Origin of the sequence: Variovorax sp. RKNM96 (genome assembly GCF_017161115.1) — a bacterium.
In the GTDB taxonomy this organism is placed as follows: Bacteria; Pseudomonadota; Gammaproteobacteria; order Burkholderiales; family Burkholderiaceae_C; genus Variovorax.
In genome coordinates this window covers 517,281-535,688 of sequence record NZ_CP046508.1, presented here as the reverse complement: position 1 = coordinate 535,688, position 18,408 = coordinate 517,281, and the positions used below count along the sequence as shown (strand labels likewise).

At 67.4% G+C, this 18,408-nt stretch carries 15 protein-coding genes; 7 read left to right on the top strand and 8 right to left on the bottom strand.

What is annotated here, in order from left to right:
* Positions 1 to 3 precede the first annotated feature (3 nt).
* Complete coding sequence (locus GNX71_RS02475) at positions 4 to 1,455, bottom strand: NAD(P)/FAD-dependent oxidoreductase (protein ID WP_206176858.1); 1,452 nt, start codon at positions 1,453 to 1,455, stop codon at positions 4 to 6.
* A 131-nt stretch (positions 1,456 to 1,586) separates the two neighbouring features.
* On the opposite strand from GNX71_RS02475, the gene GNX71_RS02470 reads away from it, so the two are divergent.
* The 6 genes from GNX71_RS02470 (at position 1,587) to GNX71_RS02445 (ending at position 13,005) form a co-directional block, all read left to right on the top strand.
* Positions 1,587 to 3,251, top strand: coding sequence for an alpha-amylase family glycosyl hydrolase (locus tag GNX71_RS02470; RefSeq protein WP_206176857.1), 1,665 nt, complete (start codon positions 1,587 to 1,589; stop codon positions 3,249 to 3,251).
* Between the two features lie 5 nt (positions 3,252 to 3,256).
* Complete coding sequence (gene glgB, locus GNX71_RS02465) at positions 3,257 to 5,431, top strand: 1,4-alpha-glucan branching protein GlgB (RefSeq protein ID WP_206176856.1); 2,175 nt, start codon at positions 3,257 to 3,259, stop codon at positions 5,429 to 5,431.
* Positions 5,432 to 5,510: 79 nt separating this feature from the next.
* Positions 5,511 to 7,592: a glycogen debranching protein GlgX gene (gene glgX / locus GNX71_RS02460; protein WP_206176855.1), complete on the top strand. Its 2,082-nt coding sequence runs from the start codon at positions 5,511 to 5,513 to the stop codon at positions 7,590 to 7,592.
* Positions 7,593 to 7,675: 83 nt separating this feature from the next.
* Positions 7,676 to 8,983, top strand: coding sequence for a glucose-1-phosphate adenylyltransferase (glgC, locus tag GNX71_RS02455; protein WP_206176854.1), 1,308 nt, complete (start codon positions 7,676 to 7,678; stop codon positions 8,981 to 8,983).
* Between the two features lie 17 nt (positions 8,984 to 9,000).
* Positions 9,001 to 10,476, top strand: coding sequence for a glycogen synthase GlgA (gene glgA, locus GNX71_RS02450; RefSeq protein WP_206176853.1), 1,476 nt, complete (start codon positions 9,001 to 9,003; stop codon positions 10,474 to 10,476).
* Positions 10,477 to 10,521: 45 nt separating this feature from the next.
* Positions 10,522 to 13,005, top strand: coding sequence for a glycogen/starch/alpha-glucan phosphorylase (locus GNX71_RS02445; protein ID WP_206176852.1), 2,484 nt, complete (start codon positions 10,522 to 10,524; stop codon positions 13,003 to 13,005).
* A 10-nt stretch (positions 13,006 to 13,015) separates the two neighbouring features.
* Here GNX71_RS02445 and GNX71_RS02440 read toward each other — a convergent pair whose 3' ends face one another.
* The 4 genes from GNX71_RS02440 to bamE form a co-directional block, all read right to left on the bottom strand.
* A complete protein-coding gene (locus tag GNX71_RS02440; RefSeq protein WP_206176851.1) occupies positions 13,016 to 13,486 on the bottom strand; it encodes a biopolymer transporter ExbD in 471 nt (156 codons plus the stop codon).
* 15 nt (positions 13,487 to 13,501) lie between these two features.
* Positions 13,502 to 14,197, bottom strand: a complete 696-nt coding sequence (locus GNX71_RS02435) for a MotA/TolQ/ExbB proton channel family protein (RefSeq protein ID WP_206176850.1) — start codon at positions 14,195 to 14,197, stop codon at positions 13,502 to 13,504.
* Between the two features lie 9 nt (positions 14,198 to 14,206).
* Positions 14,207 to 15,055, bottom strand: a complete 849-nt coding sequence (gene dapB / locus GNX71_RS02430) for a 4-hydroxy-tetrahydrodipicolinate reductase (protein ID WP_206176849.1) — start codon at positions 15,053 to 15,055, stop codon at positions 14,207 to 14,209.
* A 100-nt stretch (positions 15,056 to 15,155) separates the two neighbouring features.
* Positions 15,156 to 15,713 carry an outer membrane protein assembly factor BamE gene (bamE, locus tag GNX71_RS02425; protein ID WP_206176848.1) on the bottom strand — a complete coding sequence of 186 codons (558 nt, stop codon included), beginning with the start codon at positions 15,711 to 15,713 and terminating at the stop codon, positions 15,156 to 15,158.
* Between the two features lie 89 nt (positions 15,714 to 15,802).
* On the opposite strand from bamE, the gene fur reads away from it, so the two are divergent.
* A complete protein-coding gene (gene fur, locus GNX71_RS02420; RefSeq protein WP_013538901.1) occupies positions 15,803 to 16,222 on the top strand; it encodes a ferric iron uptake transcriptional regulator in 420 nt (139 codons plus the stop codon).
* Between the two features lie 120 nt (positions 16,223 to 16,342).
* On the opposite strand, the gene hprK is transcribed toward fur, so the two are convergent.
* The 3 genes from hprK to raiA form a co-directional block, all read right to left on the bottom strand.
* Positions 16,343 to 17,296, bottom strand: coding sequence for an HPr(Ser) kinase/phosphatase (gene hprK / locus GNX71_RS02415; protein WP_013538900.1), 954 nt, complete (start codon positions 17,294 to 17,296; stop codon positions 16,343 to 16,345).
* A gap of 96 nt (positions 17,297 to 17,392) precedes the next feature.
* Positions 17,393 to 17,860 carry a PTS sugar transporter subunit IIA gene (locus GNX71_RS02410; RefSeq protein ID WP_042581318.1) on the bottom strand — a complete coding sequence of 156 codons (468 nt, stop codon included), beginning with the start codon at positions 17,858 to 17,860 and terminating at the stop codon, positions 17,393 to 17,395.
* A 200-nt stretch (positions 17,861 to 18,060) separates the two neighbouring features.
* A complete protein-coding gene (gene raiA / locus GNX71_RS02405) occupies positions 18,061 to 18,390 on the bottom strand; it encodes a ribosome-associated translation inhibitor RaiA (protein WP_013538898.1) in 330 nt (109 codons plus the stop codon).
* Between the last annotated feature and the right edge of the window lie 18 nt (positions 18,391 to 18,408).

The window sequence follows — 18,408 nt, the reverse complement described above, 5'->3', positions numbered from 1 at the left end:
GGTTCAGGTGCGTTCGCCGGGCGGCGGCGCGGGCGTCCACTCGTCGCCGAACAACTCGGGCTCGCTGTAGGCCTCGAGGTTCGCGAAGTGGTGGTCGAAATCCTCGCGGTAGAACAAGCTCGCGATGCCGCTCGCCAAGCGCTTGGCGCCGTCGCTGATCGCGGGGATGTCGCCCGACACCGTGCCGTGCGAGAGCGCCGCCGGGTAGCAGAAACAATGGATGCGTTCGAGCCCCGGGCACTCGCCCGCCACGCGCTCCCGGAATTCGAAGACCGGCCCGAGGTCCGGCGAATCGGCCAGCTCCTGGTCTTCGTCGCCGGGTGCGGGCACGAAGCGGTCCCTCCAGGTACGAATGTGGGAAGCGATCGCATCGAACTCGGGACGGTTCGGCCAATCGACCTTGAAGCCGGTCGAGACGATCAGGAAATCGAATTCGAAATCGCCCTTGGGCGTCGACACGCGCATCGAATCGCCCTGCGGCGCGACCGACAGGATCGGGCAGCCGAAGTTGAAGAACGCATTCGGAAATGCCGACACCCGCAGCGTGCTGCCATGCGGCGGCGGCACGTTCGCGACGTTGATGTAGTGGCGAATGCGCCACTTGCGCTCGTCGGACAGGTCGAAGTGCCCCTGCGTGAGGCCCGGCACGCCGGCGCCCTTGCCCTTGTTGACGCGCGGCAGGTCGGGGCGGCGTATCAGGAGCTCGACGCTGCGCGCGCCTGCCTCCAGCGCGGTGGCCGCGCTGTCCATCGCCGACGATCCCGCGCCGACCACGCCCACACGCAGGCCCGCGAGCTGGCCGTAGTCCATCTCGTCGGACGAGTGCGCCCATTGCGAACGCGGCAGCGCGTTGACGAACGCCGGAACCGCCGGCCCGCCGAGACCGTCGCGGCCGGTGGCCAGCACGATGCGGCGCGCCAGCACGCTGTGGGCGCCGGCCGGCGTGCGCAGATCGAGCCGCACCGCCGTGCCATCGGGCAGCGGGTGGATGCCGGTGACCGCGGTGTCGTTGCGCACGTCGACGTTCATCACGCGGCGGTACCAGTTCAGGTAGTCCATCCACTGCAGGCGCGGAATCTTGTCCATCGCCGTCCACGCTTCCAGCCCGAACTGCGCCTCGAACCAGGCGCGGAAGGTGAGCGACGGCAGGCCCAGCGCGGGGCCGGTGAGTTCCTTGGGCGAGCGCAGCGTCTCCATGCGGGCGGTGGTGGCCCACGGGCCTTCCTTGCCGGCGGGCGAGCGGTCGAACACCACCGCGCGGATGCCCTGCTGCGCCAACGCCACCGAGGCAGCGAGGCCGGCCTGTCCGCCGCCGATGACGGCCACGTCGAGCATCGCTTCGCCCGCCACCTGCCGCACGGGCATCCACTGGCGGCCGGGAAAGCCGAGGTATTCGAGGTCCTGGGCAAGCCGCGCCTCGAGCGCAGCGAGGGATGAAACGGAATCTGATGTCATTTAAGAAGGCCGGAAACAGCGCCCAGTGTAGAAAGCTTCGCGCCTTGTCGAATCGCGCCCGGTCGCCGGCAAACGCGTATGACTGGCCCGGATTTCGCATGCCACAATGAATTCAGACCACAGGGGCAGGCATGGGCAGCAGCAACAGCGAATGGTGGCGTGGCGCGGTGATCTACCAGATCTACCCGCGCAGCTTCATGGACAGCAACGGCGACGGCATCGGCGACCTGCCCGGCATCACGGCCCGGCTCGACCATGTGGCCAGCCTCGGGGTCGATGCCATCTGGGTCTCGCCCTTCTTCCGCTCGCCGATGAAGGATTTCGGCTACGACGTCTCTGACTACCGCGCGGTCGATCCGCTCTTCGGCACGCTCGCCGACTTCGACGCGATGCTCGCGCGCATGCATGCGCTGGGGCTCAAGCTCATCATCGACCAGGTGCTCTCGCACACCTCGGACCAGCATGCGTGGTTCGTCGAAAGCCGGTCGAGCCGCGACAACCCGAAGGCCGACTGGTACGTCTGGGCCGACCCCAAGCCCGACGGCACGCCGCCCACCAACTGGCTCTCGGTGTTCGGCGGCTCGGCCTGGCAGTGGGATTCGCGCCGCAGGCAGTACTACCTGCACAGTTTTCTCACCGAGCAGCCCGACCTCAACTTCCATTGCGCCGAGGTGCAGGACGCGCTGCTCGGCGAGGTCCGCTTCTGGTGCGAGCGCGGCGTGGACGGCTTTCGCTTCGACGCCTGCAACCACCAGTTCCACGACGCGCTGCTGCGCGACAACCCGCCGGCATCGCTCGCATCGATCGACGAGGTCAGCACAGTGCGCGCCGACAACCCCTACGCGATGCAGCAGCACCTGTACGACAAGAGCCAGCAGGAGAACCTGGTGTTCCTCGAGCGCCTGCGCGGGCTGCTCGACGGCTACGGCGCGGTCGCGCTGGGCGAGGTCGGCGACGAGAACGCGCCGCCTGTCATGGCGCAGTACACCGAACTGGGCAAGCGCCTGCACCTGGCCTACAGCTTCAGCCTGCTGACGGCGGACCACAGCGCCAGGCACCTGCGCCACCAAGTCGAGGCGCTCGACCTGGCGCTGGCGCCCACGGGCGGCTGGGGCTGCTGGGCGGTGTCGAATCACGACGTGCCGCGCGTCGCCACGCGCTGGAGCGACGGCAAGGCGCCCGACACCCGTCGCGACCGCCTCTGGCTCGCCCTGCTGCTGGCGCTGCGCGGCAGCGCCAGCATCTACCAGGGCGAGGAGCTCGGCCTGCCCGAAGCCGAGGTGCCCTTCGAACTGCTGCAGGACCCTTACGGCCGCACCTTCTGGCCCGAGTTCAAGGGCCGCGACGGCTGCCGCACGCCGATGCCGTGGCAGGCCGATGCACCCCATGGCGGCTTCACCACCGGGATGCCGTGGCTGCCGGTGTACGGCCCGCACCTGCCGCTGGCCATCGAGAACCAGGCCGATGATCCGGGCTCGATGCTGGCCTTCAGCCGCGCCCTGCTGCACTGGCGCCGCACACAGCCGCTGCTGCGCACGGGCGCCATCGCGTTCATCGACGCGCCCGATCCGGTGCTGCGGTTCGAGCGGCGCGACGGGAGCGCATCGCTGCAGGCGATCTTCAATCTGGGCGGCAAGCCCGTGACGATGGCGCTGCGCGAGGCGCTGGTGCCGCTGCAAGGCCACCCACTCGCTGCGACCGCCGAAGTGCAGGGCGATGGCGAAAAGCGCATGCTGGCACTGGCGCCCTACGGCGTTTTTTTCGGAACACCCGCCAACGAAGAAGGACACAGCTGACCGCCATGCCACCCAAGCACCTGCCCGCCTCCGAAGTCCGCGCGCTGATGCGCGCCGAGCATGGCGATCCGTTCGCCGTGCTCGGGCCGCACGAAACGCGCGAGGGGCTGGAGGTGCGCGCGCTGATGCCCGGCGCGCAGAGCGTGGCGGTGATGCATTCGCGCACCGGCTGGCCGCTCGCGATGCTCACGCGCCACGAGGGCTCCGACCTGTTCAGCGGTCTGGTGCCGGCGGCGGAAGCGCGCCTGGGCTATTCGTTCCAGGTCGATTGGGGCTCGCACACCTCGCGGCTCGAAGACCCGTACCGCTTTCCGTTCGTGCTCGGCGAGACCGACGTGTGGCTGCTGGCCGAAGGCACGCACCTGCGGCCCTGGGAGCGGCTGGGCGCGCACCTGCGCGAGATCGATGGCGTGAAGGGCGTGGCCTTCGCGGTCTGGGCGCCGAATGCGCGCCGGGTGTCGGTGGTGGGCGACTTCAACAACTGGGACGGCCGTCGCCACATGATGCGGCTGCGCCGCGAGTGCGGCGTGTGGGAGATCTTCGCGCCGCACGTGGCGACCGGCGACAGCTACGAGTTCGAGATTCTCTCGGCGCACGGCGAAGTTCTGCGCAAGGCCGACCCCTTCGCGTTCTCTTCGCGCCTGCGTCCCGAAACCGCCTGCGTGGTGGCACCGCTGCCGGCCGCGGTGAAGATGCCCGAAGGCCGCGCCGAGGCCAACGAGCGCCATGCGCCGATCAGCATCTACGAAGTGCACCTGGGCTCGTGGCGCCGCAAGAACAACGGCCACGAGTGGCTCGACTACCGCGAGCTGGCCGACACGCTCGTGCCTTATGCGCGCGACATGGGCTTCACGCACATCGAGCTGCTGCCGATCAGCGAGCATCCCTTCGACGGCTCGTGGGGCTACCAGCCGATCGGGCTCTATGCGCCGACCTCGCGCTTCGGAACACCCGGCGACTTCCGGCATTTCGTGGAGGCCGCGCATGCGGCCGGGCTGGGGGTGATCCTCGACTGGGTGCCCGCGCATTTCCCGACCGACGCGCACGGCCTGGGCAACTTCGACGGCACCGCGCTGTACGAGTACGCCGATCCGCGCGAGGGCTTCCACAACGACTGGCATACGCTGATCTTCAACTACGCGCGCACGGAGGTGCGCAACTACCTGGTCGGCAATGCGCTGTATTGGCTGGAGCGCTATGGCGTCGATGGTCTTCGCGTCGATGCGGTGGCGTCGATGCTGTACCGCGACTACAGCCGCAAGGCCGGCGAGTGGGTGCCGAATGCGCAAGGCGGCCGCGAGAACCTGGAGGCCATCGATTTCCTTCGCCGCATGAACCGCGTGGTGGGCATCGAGCGGCCCGGCGCGGTGACGCTGGCCGAGGAATCCACGAGTTTCCCCGGCGTGACACGGCCACCCGAGCACGGCGGCCTGGGCTTTCACTACAAGTGGAACATGGGGTGGATGAACGACACGCTCGCCTACGCGGGCACCGACCCGGTCTACCGCAAGCACCACCACCAGCAGATCACCTTCGGGCTGATGTACGCGCACACCGAGAACTTCGTGCTGCCGCTCTCGCACGACGAGGTGGTGCACGGCAAGGGTTCGATGATCGGGCGGATGCCGGGCGACGATTGGCAGAAGTTCTCGGGGCTGCGCAACCTGTACGGCTATCTCTGGGGGTATCCGGGGAAGAAGTTGTTGTTCATGGGGGGCGAGTTCGCGCAGGTCGCCGAGTGGAATGCGGACCGGAGTCTGGACTGGCATCTGCTGGAGCACGCTGCGCACCAGGGGGTGCGGCGGCTGGTGCGCGATCTGAACAACGTGTATCGGCACTTTCCTGCGCTGCATGAGCTGGACAACGAGGGGGCCGGGTTCGAGTGGATCGTGCATGACGATGCGGATCAGTCGGTGTTTGCGTTTGTTCGTCGGGCGCGCGACGGGGCGTTTGTGGTGGTGGTGTGCAACTTCACGCCGTTGCCTCGGCATTCGTATCGGCTTGGTGTTCCTGTTGCGGGGGCTTACCGGGAGATCGTCAATACGGATGGGGCTGTGTATGGGGGGAGTGGCGTGGGGAACGGGATCGTTGAAAGCTCGCCTGTGCCCTGGCATGGGAAGGCGGATTCGATTTCGGTCAGCGTGCCGCCTCTTGCTACTGTGATGTGGGTGCTGGCTTGATGAGTCTGGGATCGTTTTGCTTCCCGAGGCCGGGTCTCGGCCCGGCCTCGAAAAACAAACCATCCCAAGGGCAAAAAGAATGCTGAGCCCAGGCACCCCGTTCCCCCTGGGCGCAACCCCGTCAAATCAAGGCATCAACTTCGCCATAGCAGCCTCCACGGCAGAGGCAGTCGACCTCTGCCTCTTCGACAGCACAGGCCAGAACGAGCAGCAACGCCTCCGCCTACCCGCATGCACAGACGGCATCTGGCACGGCCAGCTCCCAGCCGGTCGCGAAGGCCTGGTCTACGGCTACCGCGTCCACGGCCCGTGGGCACCACGCGACGGCCAACGCTTCAACCCCGCCAAGCTGCTGCTCGATCCGTACGCACGCGAGATCGTCGGCCGCTACGACGGCAGCGACCTGTTCCTCGGCCATGACCCTGCAGACCCCGACCAACGCGACGAACGCGACAACGGCACAGTCGCACTCAAAGCGCGTGTGACGGCAAGCGCGAGTGCCCCAACATCGCCTGGCCACGCCCGCATCGCACCCAGCGACCGCGTCCTCTACGAACTGCACGTCCGCGGCCAGACCCGCCTGCACCCCGGCGTCCCCGCAGTCCTGCGCGGCACCTACGCCGGCCTCGCCGAGCCCGCCGTGCTCGACCACCTGCAGCGCCTGGGCGTCACCACCCTGAGCCTCATGCCCGTGCAGCACCGCGCCGACGAGCAACGCCTGCTCGCCATGGGCCTCTCCAACTACTGGGGCTACAACACCATCGGTTGGTTTGCACCCGAGGCGCGCTACTGGAGCGGCCGCCCCGGCACCACGCCCGCGAGCGAGTTCCGCGCGATGGTCGAGGCGGTGCACGCGCGCGGCATGGAGCTGGTGATCGACGTGGTCTACAACCACAGCGCCGAGAGCGACGAGTTCGGCCCCACGCTCTCGCTGCGCGGCATCGACAACGCCCTGTACTACCACCTGCGCGAAGACGACCGCGCGCTCTACGAAAACTGGACCGGCACCGGCAACTGCCTGAACCTCGGCGAGCCCCGCGTGCTGCAGCTCGTGATGGACAGCCTGCGCCACTGGGCCTGCGAGTTCGGCGTCGACGGCTTCCGCTTCGACCTGGCACCGGTGCTGGGGCGCGATGCGAAGACGGGGTTCGACCCGCGCGCGCCCTTCTTCGCCGCCATCGCGCAAGACCCGGTGCTCTCGCGCACGCTGCTGATCGCCGAGCCATGGGACATCGGCCCCGGCGGTTATCGCCTTGGCGAATTCCCGCCCGGCTGGCTCGAATGGAACGACCGCTACCGCGACACGCAGCGCAGCTTCTGGCTGCGGCAAAGGCGCGACGGCGCGGCGGGTCTCGGCGATTTCGCGCACCGCTTCACGGCCTCGAGCACGCAGTTCGCCCACCACGGCCGCGCGCCGGTGGCGAGCGTCAACTTCATCACCGCGCATGACGGTTTCACCCTGCGCGACCTCGTCAGTTATGAAGAACGCCACAACCTCGCGAATGGCGAGAACAACCGCGACGGCCATACCCACAACCTGAGCAACAACTGCGGCATCGAAGGCCCGAGCGACGACGCTGGCGTGCTGGCAAAGCGCAGCCGCCTGCAGCGCGCGCTGCTCGCAGTGCTGCTGCTCTCGCAGGGCACGCCGATGCTGCTGGCCGGCGACGAGCTGGGCCACAGCCAGCAGGGCAACAACAACGCCTACTGCCAGGACAACGAGACCACCTGGCTCGCATGGATCGGTGCACCCGATCCCGCCGGCGACATGGCGCGCACGAGCGACTTTGTCGCGCGGCTCACCGCCTTGCGCCGCGAAGCGCCGGTGCTGCGCAGCACGCGCTGGTGGCCGGCCGATCCGCCCGAGGACACACCGGCCATCCGCTGGCTGCGCCCCGACGGCCAGCCGATGACGCCGGACGACTGGCATGCGGGCACAGCCCTTGCAATCCTCTTCGACAACAGCGCGGCGAGGGAGGACGCAGGCGCATGGCTGGTGCTGGTCAATGCCGGCGCAGAGACGGTGAATTTCACACTGCCCCCGGGCAACTGGCGCAGTTGTCTCTCGACCGATCCCGCCCATGACCACGGCGCATCGCCAGAGGCGCTCGGCTATGCGGCAGAAGTATCTTTTTCGAGCATCCGGGTTGCAAGAACGTAGAAGCCATGCGCGCAGCGCGGTGCTAGCCTCGCTACAGAAACTCTGACGACGCATTCCAACGAACGAACGAACGGAGACACAGGATGGACAACAAGCTCAGCACGCCCCCCTCGCAGGAACCCCTGCAGGCCCATCAACTGGTCCGCCGCACCATCGCCCTGGTGCTGGCTGGCGGCCGAGGCTCCCGCCTCAAGCAGCTGACCGACCGGCGGGCCAAACCGGCCGTGTACTTCGGCGGCAAGTTCCGCATCATCGATTTCGCGCTGTCGAACTGCCTCAATTCCGGCATCCGGCGCATGGCGGTGGTCACGCAGTACAAGTCGCATTCGCTCATGCGCCACCTGCAGCGCGGCTGGAGCTTCCTGCGGGCCGAGCTCAACGAGATGGTCGACGTGCTGCCCGCGCAGCAGCGCGTGGGCGACGAGCACTGGTACCGCGGCACGGCCGATGCGGTGTTCCAGAACCTGGACATCATTCAGACCCGCTCGACCAAGCACGACTACGTGGTGGTGCTGGCAGGCGACCACATCTACAAGATGGACTACTCGATCATGGTGAAGGACCATGCCGAGCGCGGCCTGGGCTGCACGGTCGGCTGCATCGAGGTGCCGCGCATGGAGGCCACCGCCTTCGGCGTGATGGCCATCGACGACGGCCGCCAGATCACGGCCTTTCTCGAGAAGCCGGCCGATCCGCCCGCCATGCCCGGCCACCCCGACGTGGCGCTGGCCAGCATGGGCATCTACGTGTTCGACTCCGCCTACCTCTACCAGCTGCTCGAGGAAGACGCCGCCAATCCCGATTCGAGCCACGATTTCGGCAAGGACATCATCCCGCGCGCCGTGGCGCAGGGCCGCGCACTGGCGCATCCCTTCGGCATGTCCTGCGTCACGCGGGCCTCGCGCGGACCCGATGCCAAGGCCTACTGGCGCGACGTGGGCACGATTGATGCATTCTGGGCAGCCAACCTCGACCTGGCCTCGATCACCCCCGAACTCGACATCTATGACACCGACTGGCCCATCTGGACCTACCAGCGGCAACTGCCCCCGGCCAAGTTCGTGCTCGACCGCCACGGCCACCACGGCATGACGGTCAACACCATCGTCTCGGGCGGCTGCATCGTCTCGGGCTCCAAGGTGAGCAGCTCGGTGCTGTTCTCGGGGGTGCGCATTCATTCGTTCTGCGAAATCAACGAAGCCGTGCTGTTGCCCGACGTGGAAGTGGGCCGCGGCGCCCGGCTCAGCAAAGTGGTGATCGACCGCGGCTGCGTGATTCCCGACGACATGGTGATCGGCGAAGATGCCGCCGCCGACGCCGCGCGCTTCGAGCGCACCGAGACCGGCGTGGTGCTTGTCACCCGCGAAATGCTCAAACGATTGACGGCCTGACGCCGCAGCCACGAACGATGCGAATCCTCCAGGTCAGCGCCGAACTCTTTCCCCTCCTGAAGACCGGCGGACTGGCGGACATCGCCGGCGCCCTGCCCATCGCGCTCATGGCCGAGGGGCAGGACGCACGCGTGCTGCTGCCGGGTTTTCCGGCCATCGTGGCCGGGGTGCGCGACCTGGCGCCGGTGGCGGATTTCAATGCGCCCTGGGGCGAGCGCTTCGGCCTGCGGGCCGGGCACATCGCCATCGACGGTGCGCCGGCGATTTCCGCCTACGTGATCGACGCACCGGCCCTGTACGACCGGCCCGGCAACCCCTACGAAGACACGGCGCGCCAGCCCTACGCCGACAACCACCGGCGCTTCGCGTTGCTCGGCTGGGCCGCAGCGCAACTCGCGCAGGGGCTCGACGCGACATGGCAGCCCGAGGTCGTGCATGCGCACGACTGGCATGCGGCGCTGGCGCCCGCGTACATCGCCTTTGCGCGGCGGCCCGGCCAACCGCGCGTGGGTACCGTGTTCACGGTGCACAACCTGGCCTACCAGGGCATCTTCGCGCCGTGGCATTTCACCGACCTGGGCTTGCCAGGCCCCGCCTTCCACATGAATGGCCTCGAATACCACGGCCAGGTCTCGTTCATGAAGGCCGGCCTGTACTTCGCCGACCGGCTCACCACCGTGAGCCCGACCTACGCGCTCGAGATCCAGACGCCCGAGCAGGGCTGCGGCCTCGACGGCCTGCTGCGCCAGCGCAGCGGCGTGCTCACCGGCATCCTGAACGCGGTGGACGACAAGGTCTGGAACCCGGCCGCCGACGCCGCGCTGGTGCAGGGCTTTCACACGCCCGAAGGCCGCCACATGGCGGGCAAGGCGCGCTGCAAGGCGGTGCTGCAGCATCAGCTCGGCCTCGCCGAGCGGCCGGATGCGCCGCTCTTCATCCTGGTCAGCCGGCTCACTGAGCAGAAGGGCCTGCATCTCGTGCTCGGCGGCATCGATGCGCTGCTCGCGCAGGGCGGCCAGCTCGCGCTGCTGGGCAGCGGCGAAGCGTGGCTCGAAGAGGCCTTTCGCCAGCGCGCGGCGGCGGCGCCGGAATCGGTCAGCGTCACCATCGGCTACAACGAAACGCTGGCGCACCAGCTCTTCGGCGCCGGCGACGTGACGCTGGTGCCCTCGCTCTTCGAGCCCTGCGGCCTCACGCAGATGTACGGCCTGAAATACGGCAGCCTGCCGCTGGTGCGCCGCGTGGGCGGGCTGGCCGACACGGTGGTCGACAGCACGCTCGAAGACATGGCGAGCGGCGAGGCCACCGGTTTCGTGTTCGACCGCTTCGACCCAGCCGACTACGAACGCGCGCTGCGCCGTGCCTTCGCCCTCTACCAGCGCGCGCCCGACTGGCGCCGCGTGCGCGGCCATGCCATGCGGCGTCCGGCCGACTGGGGCACGGCCGCCGCGCAATACATCGCCGTCTACCAACAGGCGCTGGGCTCCATCTGATCCACGCTCGGCAAATACAAACACTCACCTCGGGAGCGCCACCACATGACAATCAAAGACTTCGCCTACGACCACCCCGACCGCGACGTCGCGGCCTTCAAGCGCGCCGTGGCCAACAAGCTGATCTATGCGGTCGGCAAGGACCCGGTCGCGGCCAGCCAGGACGACTGGCTCAACGCCACCTCGCAGGCCGTGCGCGACCAGCTGGTCGAGCGCTGGATGATGACCACGCGCGCCAACTACGCGCAGGACTTGAAGCGCGTCTACTACCTCTCGATGGAGTTCCTCATCGGGCGCACCTTCACCAACGCGCTGCTCGCTGTCGACCTCTACGACACGGTGCGCGAAGCGCTGGCCGACTTCGGCGTCGACATGTCGGCGCTGGCCGAGCGCGAACCCGACGCGGCGCTCGGCAACGGCGGCCTCGGGCGGCTCGCGGCCTGTTTTCTCGATTCGATGGCCACGCTCGGCGTGCCCGGCATGGGCTACGGCATCCGCTATGAATACGGCATGTTCCGCCAGCGCATCGTCGACGGCCAGCAGGTGGAAACGCCCGACTACTGGCTCACGCGCGGCAACCCCTGGGAGTTCCAGCGGCCCGAGGTGAACTACCGCGTGCGCTTCGGCGGCCATGTGCAGAAACGCGAAGGCCTCAATGCGCCCTACGGCGCGGCCGATTGGGTCGACACGCACGACGTGCGTGCCGTGGCCTACGACACCATCATTCCCGGCTACGGCACGCAGGCCACCAACACGCTCAGGCTGTGGTCGGCGCGCGCCACCGAGGAAATCGACCTCTCGGCCTTCAACCGCGGCAACTACATGGGCGCGGTGGAAAGCAAGAACCAGTCGGAGAACGTCTCGCGCGTGCTCTACCCCGACGACTCCACGCCCTCGGGCCGCGAGCTGCGGCTGCACCAGGAGTATTTTTTCTGCAGCGCGAGCGTGCAGGACCTGCTGCGCCGGTACCTGCGCAGCCACAAGACCTTCGACCAGCTCTCCGAGAAGGTCAGCATCCACCTGAACGACACGCACCCGGTGCTCGCGGTGCCCGAGCTCATGCGCCTCCTGCTCGACGAGCACGGTCTCGCATGGGACGAGGCCTGGGCGCACACGCAGAAGGTGTTCAGCTACACCAACCACACGCTGATGCACGAGGCGCTGGAGACCTGGCCGGTGGAAATGCTGGGGCGCATATTGCCGCGGCACCTGCAGATCATCTACGACATGAACGCGAAGTTCCTCGCCACCGTGACGCAGAAGGTGGGCAACGACGTGGAGTTGATGCGCCGGCTTTCGCTGGTGGACGAATCGGGCGAGCGGCGCGTGCGCATGGCGTATGTGGCGGTGCTTGCGAGCCACTCGATCAACGGTGTGTCGGGCCTGCATTCGGAGCTGATGAAGCAGTCGATCTTTGCCGACTTCGACAAGATCTTTCCCGAGCGCTTCAACAACAAGACCAACGGCGTCACGCCGCGCCGCTGGCTGGCGCAGGCCAACCCGCCGTTGGCCGGGCTGCTCGACCAGCGCATCGGCAAGGGCTGGCGGCGCGACCTGTCGCAACTCGAGGCGCTCAAGCCCATGGCCGCGCAACCCGCGTTCGTGCGCGCGTTCCGCCATGCCAAGCGCGAGAACAAGCTGCGGCTGGCCAACTGGGTCGGAGAGCACCTGAAGATCGACCTGGACACCGATGCGATGTTCGACGTGCAGGTCAAGCGTATCCACGAATACAAGCGGCAGCTGCTCAATGTGCTGCATGTGGTGGCGCGCTATCACCGCATCCTCGATGCGCAGGCCGCCGGCACACCGGTCGACATCGTGCCGCGCGTGGTGGTGTTCGCGGGCAAGGCGGCCTCGGCATACGTGATGGCCAAGCTGGTGATCCGGCTCATCAACGACGTGGCGAGCACCATCAACGCCGATGCGCGCGTGGGCAAGCTGCTGAAGGTGGTGTTCCTGCCGAACTACAGCGTGAGCTTGGCCGAGATCATCATGCCGGCGGCCGACCTGTCGGAGCAGATTTCCACCGCGGGCACCGAGGCCTCGGGCACCGGGAACATGAAGTTCGCGCTCAACGGCGCGCTCACCATCGGCACGCTCGACGGCGCCAACGTGGAGATGCGCGAGAACGTGGGGCCGGAGAACATCTTCATCTTCGGCAACACGACGCCGGAAGTGGCGGACATCCGGGCTCACGGCTACCAGCCGCGCGACATCTACGAAGAGAACGCGGAATTGAAGCGCGTGCTCGACGCGATCCGCGACGGCGCGTTCTCGCCGGGCGAGCCGGCGCGCTACCAGGGCATCTACGATGCGCTGGTGAACTGGGGCGACCATTACCTGCTGCTGGCCGACTACGCGAGCTATGTCGCCAAGCAGGCCGAGGTCGATGCGCTGTACCGCGATTCGGATGCGTGGACGCGGATGGCGATTCTGAATGTGGCGGGGATGGGCGCGTTTTCTTCGGACCGGACGATTGCGCAGTACGCGCACGAGATCTGGAACACCAAGCCGGTGGTGCTGGGCTGAGGAGGCCCGGTCAGCGCGGCTTTTCGGACGCCGCTTCGGCCTCGGTCACGAAGCCGATGCGGCTCAGCCCCGCCTTGTTCGCAATGCCCATGAGCGCCACCACCTTGCCGTAGGGCACGGTCTGGTCGGCGCGCAATTGCACTTCGGTGTCCTTGCTGTCCGCGGCGGCCTTCTCGAGCTGGGCGGCCAGCTCTTCGTCGGTCACGGGCTTGTCGTTCAGGAACACCTTGCCCGATGCATCGACCGAGAGGCTCACGAACTTGGGCGTGTCATTGGGCTGGCCGGCATCGGTCTGCGGCAGGTCGAGCTTGATCGAACTGGCCATCAGCGGCGCCGTGATGATGAAGATCACCAGCAGCACCAGCATCACGTCGACCAGCGGCGTGACGTTGATGTCCGAGAGCGGCCGCTGCCCGCCGGCCCCGGTGGCGCGTCCGCCGCCTGCGGCGCTGCTGCCGAGCGATGTGCGTCCGAAGGCCATGTTGCGTCCTGCTCTCTAGACGGGCATCGGCCGTGCCGGCGGCGGCGCGGCAGGTGCCGGTGCCTCGCCGAAGCTGCTGAGCAGGTCGTGCGCGAAGCCTTCGAGCTCGGCTTCGACGCGACCGATGACGCGGCCAAAGACGTTGTAGGCCAGCACGGCCGGAATGGCGACTGCGAGGCCGAAGGCCGTCATGACGAGCGCTTCGCCGACGGGCCCGGCCACCTTGTCGATGGTGAAGCCGCCGGTCTGGCCCGCGATGCCCGTCAGCGCGCCATAGATGCCCCAGACCGTGCCCAGCAGGCCGACGAAGGGGGCCGTGGCGCCGACCGTGGCGAGAAGAATCTGCCCCGCCTGCAGGCGCCGCAGCGCGCCGTGCAAGGCATCGCGCAATGCGCGTGTGAGACGTTGGTTGCGGTCGCCTGTGGCGCCCAGCGTTCCATTGACGTTGACGGCCGCCACGTTCTTGATGGCGACGACTGCAGGCAGCACCAGCGTGGCCCGGTCGAACGCCTTGAGCTTCTGCTCGGCATCGGCCAGCGTGGCCGACTGCCAGAACGCTGCGATGCCGCGCAGCACGTCGCGCGTGCCGCCGCGCAGCAGCCACGCCTTCCAGAGGATCACGACCCAGCTCGCGATCGACATCGCCAGCAGCAGCGCCGCCACCGAACGGCTGACGCCGTCGCCATGGGTCAGCAGTTCGAGGACGCTCATCGGTTGGCCTTAACGCAGACCGAGCACGTCGTACATGTCGAAGAGGCCAGCTTTCTGCTCGGCCAGGAAGCGCACCGCACGCAGGGCGCCTTGCGCATAGGTGACGCGGCTCGACGACTTGTGCGTGATCTCGATGCGCTCGCCGATGCCGGCGAACAGCACGGTGTGGTCGCCGACGATGTCGCCGCCGCGGATGGCCGAGAAGCCGATGGTCGACGGGTCGCGCTCGCCGGTGATGCCTTCGCGGGCATAGACCGCGCAGTCCTTCAGGTCGCGGCCCAGCGCGTCGGCGATGACTTCGCCCATCTTGAGCGCGGTGCCCGAGGGGGCATCGACCTTGTGGCGGTGGTGGGCCTCGATGATCTCGATGTCGTAGCCGGTCGACATCGCCTTGGCGGCCATCTCGAGCAGCTTGAAGGTGACGTTGACGCCCACGCTCATGTTGGGCGCCAGCATGATCGCCACGTCTTTCGCGATCTCGGCGATCTCGGCCTTCTGCGCGTCGCTGAAGCCGGTGGTGCCGATGACGGCCTGCACGCCCAGTTCGCGGCAGACCGCCAGGTGCGCGAGCGTGCCTTCGGGGCGGGTGAAGTCGATGAGCACCTGCGCGTCTTTCAGGCCCGTGCGCAGGTCGGCCACGATGGGCACGCCGCTCGTGAAGCCCAGGAAGGCGGCCGCGTCGGCGCCGATGGCTTCGCTGCCGGCGATGTCGAGGGCGCCGGCCAGGCGGCAGTCGGGCGCGTTGCGCACGGCCTCGATGAGCATGTGACCCATGCGGCCCGAGGCGCCGGCGATGGCGATGGCGATGCGGCGCAGCGCGGGGGTGGCGGAGGGGGAGGAAGAGATAGGTTGAGTCACGCGGATTCAGTCATCGAGATGGCCCGCAGGCCACTGGGAACCATGAGGGGACCGGACGGACGCCGCCTGACTCGGCGGGCGCCGCCCGCTCCTGCTGCGCTCAGCGCGCGGCTTCGAGCGGGGGGTAGGCCGCCGGCAGCGGAGGCACGGTCGTCGAGGCGGCGGCAGCGTCGGCCTTCTCGTCCTTGGCGGGCGCGAACTTCTTGAGTTCTTCTTCCGAGGCCTCGAGCGGGGGGATCTTGCCGGTTTTCTTGCGGGTGTCGAGCGTGGCGACGAACTCTTCTTCGCTGGGCATCTCGTCGCCTACGAAGCGGTCCATCAACTCGCCGTTGAAGAACACGGTCAGGTGGCGCTCCTGGGGTTCGACGCCCTGGCGGCGGATGGTGAACACGTAGTCCCAGCGATTGGCGTGGAACACGTCGTTCAGCAGCGAAGTGCCGAGGATTTCACGCACCTGCTGGCGGGACATGCCGGGTTTGAGCGCCGCGACCTGCTCCTTCGACACGAAGTTGCCCTGGACCACTTCGACCTTGTAGGGCGTGACCGCGGCCAGCGCGCCACGCGTGCGATCGCTGAAACCGCTGCAGGCACCGAGGCAGAGCGTCGCGGCGACGGCAGCAACCAGCAGCCAGGAACGGCGTTGGAAAATGGCAGGCATGGGAGGAAAAGGGGGTAGCGATATGATCGGCCATTGTAGCGGCTGACCTTTTCAGGACCTGACCGCAGCACAGGGCGCAGGAACCATCAATGGCCAATATCGACGAACTCAAGAATACCGGCCTCAAGGCCACCTTGCCACGCCTGAAGATTCTGGAAATCTTCCAGACAGGCAGCCAGCGGCACATGACGGCCGAAGACGTGTTTCGCGTCCTGCTCAACGAACATTCCGACATCGGCCTTGCCACCGTTTACCGCGTGCTGACGCAGTTCGAGCAGGCCGGCATCCTGGAGCGCAGCCACTTCGAAAGCGGCAAGGCGGTCTACGAGCTGAACGAAGGCACGCACCACGACCACCTGATCTGCACCTCGTGCGGCAAGGTCGAGGAGTTCTACGACGCCGAGATCGAGCGGCGCCAGCAGATGATTTCCAAGGACAAGGGCTGGATCCTGCAGGACCACGCCATGTCGCTCTACGGCCTCTGCGGCGACTGTGTAAAGAAGCGCTAGAACAGGGCTTACCCCCAGTCTTCGCGCACTTCGTGTCGCTTCGCCAACCCCCTTTCAGGGGGCGACACCGGCGGCCCGGCAAAGCCGGTTCCGCGGTGTCCCTGGCAAAACAAAACGGGGTCAGTCTTGGCCGGTTTCCATCGCCTTGTGGTGGCGCGCCACGAAATCCGCATAGGTGTCGATCCCGCGCAGCTGCAGGATCGAATTGCGCACGGCCGCCTCGACCAGCACGGCGATGTTGCGCCCCGCCACCACCTGGATGATGACCTTGCGCACCGGAATGCCCAGCACGTCCTGCGTGAGCGGCGCCGAGGGCATGCGCTCGTAGTCACGCTCGAAGCTGTCGCGGCGCACCAGGTGCACGATGAGCTTCAGGCGCATCTTCCGGCGCACCGCCGTTTCGCCGAAGATCGCGCGGATGTCCAGCAGGCCGATGCCGCGCACTTCCAAGAGGTTCAGCAGCAGGTCCGGGCAGCGGCCCTCGATCGTGTTCTGGTTGATGCGGTAGAGGTCGACCGCATCGTCGGCCACGAGGCCGTTGCCGCGCGAGATCAGTTCGAGGCCCAGTTCGCTCTTGCCGAGTCCGGACTCGCCGGTGATCATCACGCCCATGCCCAGGATGTCCATGAACACGCCGTGCATCGAGGTGCGCTCGGCGAAATGCTTGGACAGGTAGGCGCGCAGCAGGTCGATCACGAAGGCCGACGATTCGCGCGTGGCGAAGAGCGGCAGCTGGGCGCGCTCGCAGATCGACAGCAGCTCGTCCGGCGGCGCCTGGCCGTCGGCCAGCACCAGCATCGGCGGCTCCAGCGTGACGATGCGGGCGATGCGGCGTGCGCAGTCGTCCGGGCTGCCGCGCGTCAGGTAGGCCACCTCGCGGGCGCCCAGGATCTGCACACGGTACGGGTGGATGTAGTTGAGGTAGCCGACCAGGTCGGCGGCCGACTGGGCGCGGCTGATGACCTCGGGGTCGAACTGGCGCTCTGAAGCGCCGAGCCCCGCGAGCCATTCCCAGCGGAGCGACCCGCGGAACTCCTCGAACATGGCATCGGCGCTGATGACGGTCGGCTTCATGCGTTCAGGAGGCGGCGCTCGGCGCCGTCATTGGAGTGATGAGTGACAGGAGGTGTCGCGCAGCTTAGCAGCAGCCGCGCACGCCGACGCATGCGCTCAGGCGACTTGGGTCGACTGCCAGCCGGCGATCAGGCCGTGGAGCGCGGCCGCATCGGTGCTGGACTTGATCTGTTCGCGCAGGCCGGCGTCGCTCAGCAGCTCGGCGATTTCAGAGAGGATTTCGAGATGCTTCTGCGTGGCCGCTTCGGGCACCAGCAGGAAGATCAGGAGGGCGACGGGCTGCTCGTCGGGGGCATCGAAACCGATGGGATTCGCCAGCTGGAACACCGCGGCCATCGGCGCCTTGAGGCCCTTGATGCGGCCATGCGGAATGGCAACGCCGTGGCCGAGGCCGGTGGAGCCGAGGCGCTCGCGCGCAAAGAGGCTGTCGGTGATCAGGGCGCGCCCCAGGCCATGAAGGCTTTCGAACAGAAGGCCAGCTTCTTCGAAAGCACGTTTCTTGCTGGTAGCGTCAACGCTCACAAGCACTTGGGCGGGCGGCAGGATGGACGCGAGGCGATTCATGGTGGGAGCAGAGCGGGGGCGATTATGCACCCGGTTGGTAAAAACCCCCAGTCCCCCTATCTACTTTCTGTTTACATGTTGCCCGGAGGCATCGCTGCCTCGGGGAGACGCCCCAAAGTCCCACGGCAACAGTCGGAAAAGCAAAAGGCCGCCCAGAGGCGGCCTTGGTGGGAGCGGGCCCCAAGGGCCTCGCCCGGTGCTCACATCACGCGCTTGGGCGCCACGTGATGGTGGTCCTGCAGACGGTCCTTGTGGCGAACCACCTGGCGGTCGAGCTTGTCGACCAGTTCATCGACCGCAGCGTAGAGATCAGCGTGGCTCGACTCCGCGAACATGTCATTGCCCTTGACGTGAATGTTGCACTCCGCCCTTTGGCGGCGTTCCTTTTCCTTCTGCTTTTCCACCGTGAGGATCACCTTCACATCGACCACCTGGTCGAAATGCCGTGTGATCCGGTCCAGCTTGCTCGTGACGTAGGTGCGCAAGGCAGGGGTGACGTCGAGGTGATGACCGCTGATCGTCAAATTCATGAATGACCTCCTGAGAAT

Coding starts and splice junctions, on each gene's coding strand:
- GNX71_RS02475 (WP_206176858.1), bottom strand. CDS start 1,455: ATGACATCAGATTCCGTTTCATCCCTCGCTGCGCTCGAGGCGCGGCTT.
- GNX71_RS02470 (WP_206176857.1), top strand. CDS start 1,587: ATGGGCAGCAGCAACAGCGAATGGTGGCGTGGCGCGGTGATCTACCAG.
- glgB (WP_206176856.1), top strand. CDS start 3,257: ATGCCACCCAAGCACCTGCCCGCCTCCGAAGTCCGCGCGCTGATGCGC.
- glgX (WP_206176855.1), top strand. CDS start 5,511: ATGCTGAGCCCAGGCACCCCGTTCCCCCTGGGCGCAACCCCGTCAAAT.
- glgC (WP_206176854.1), top strand. CDS start 7,676: ATGGACAACAAGCTCAGCACGCCCCCCTCGCAGGAACCCCTGCAGGCC.
- glgA (WP_206176853.1), top strand. CDS start 9,001: ATGCGAATCCTCCAGGTCAGCGCCGAACTCTTTCCCCTCCTGAAGACC.
- GNX71_RS02445 (WP_206176852.1), top strand. CDS start 10,522: ATGACAATCAAAGACTTCGCCTACGACCACCCCGACCGCGACGTCGCG.
- GNX71_RS02440 (WP_206176851.1), bottom strand. CDS start 13,486: ATGGCCTTCGGACGCACATCGCTCGGCAGCAGCGCCGCAGGCGGCGGA.
- GNX71_RS02435 (WP_206176850.1), bottom strand. CDS start 14,197: ATGAGCGTCCTCGAACTGCTGACCCATGGCGACGGCGTCAGCCGTTCG.
- bamE (WP_206176848.1), bottom strand. CDS start 15,713: ATGCCTGCCATTTTCCAACGCCGTTCCTGGCTGCTGGTTGCTGCCGTC.
- fur (WP_013538901.1), top strand. CDS start 15,803: ATGGCCAATATCGACGAACTCAAGAATACCGGCCTCAAGGCCACCTTG.
- hprK (WP_013538900.1), bottom strand. CDS start 17,296: ATGAAGCCGACCGTCATCAGCGCCGATGCCATGTTCGAGGAGTTCCGC.
- GNX71_RS02410 (WP_042581318.1), bottom strand. CDS start 17,860: ATGAATCGCCTCGCGTCCATCCTGCCGCCCGCCCAAGTGCTTGTGAGC.
- raiA (WP_013538898.1), bottom strand. CDS start 18,390: ATGAATTTGACGATCAGCGGTCATCACCTCGACGTCACCCCTGCCTTG.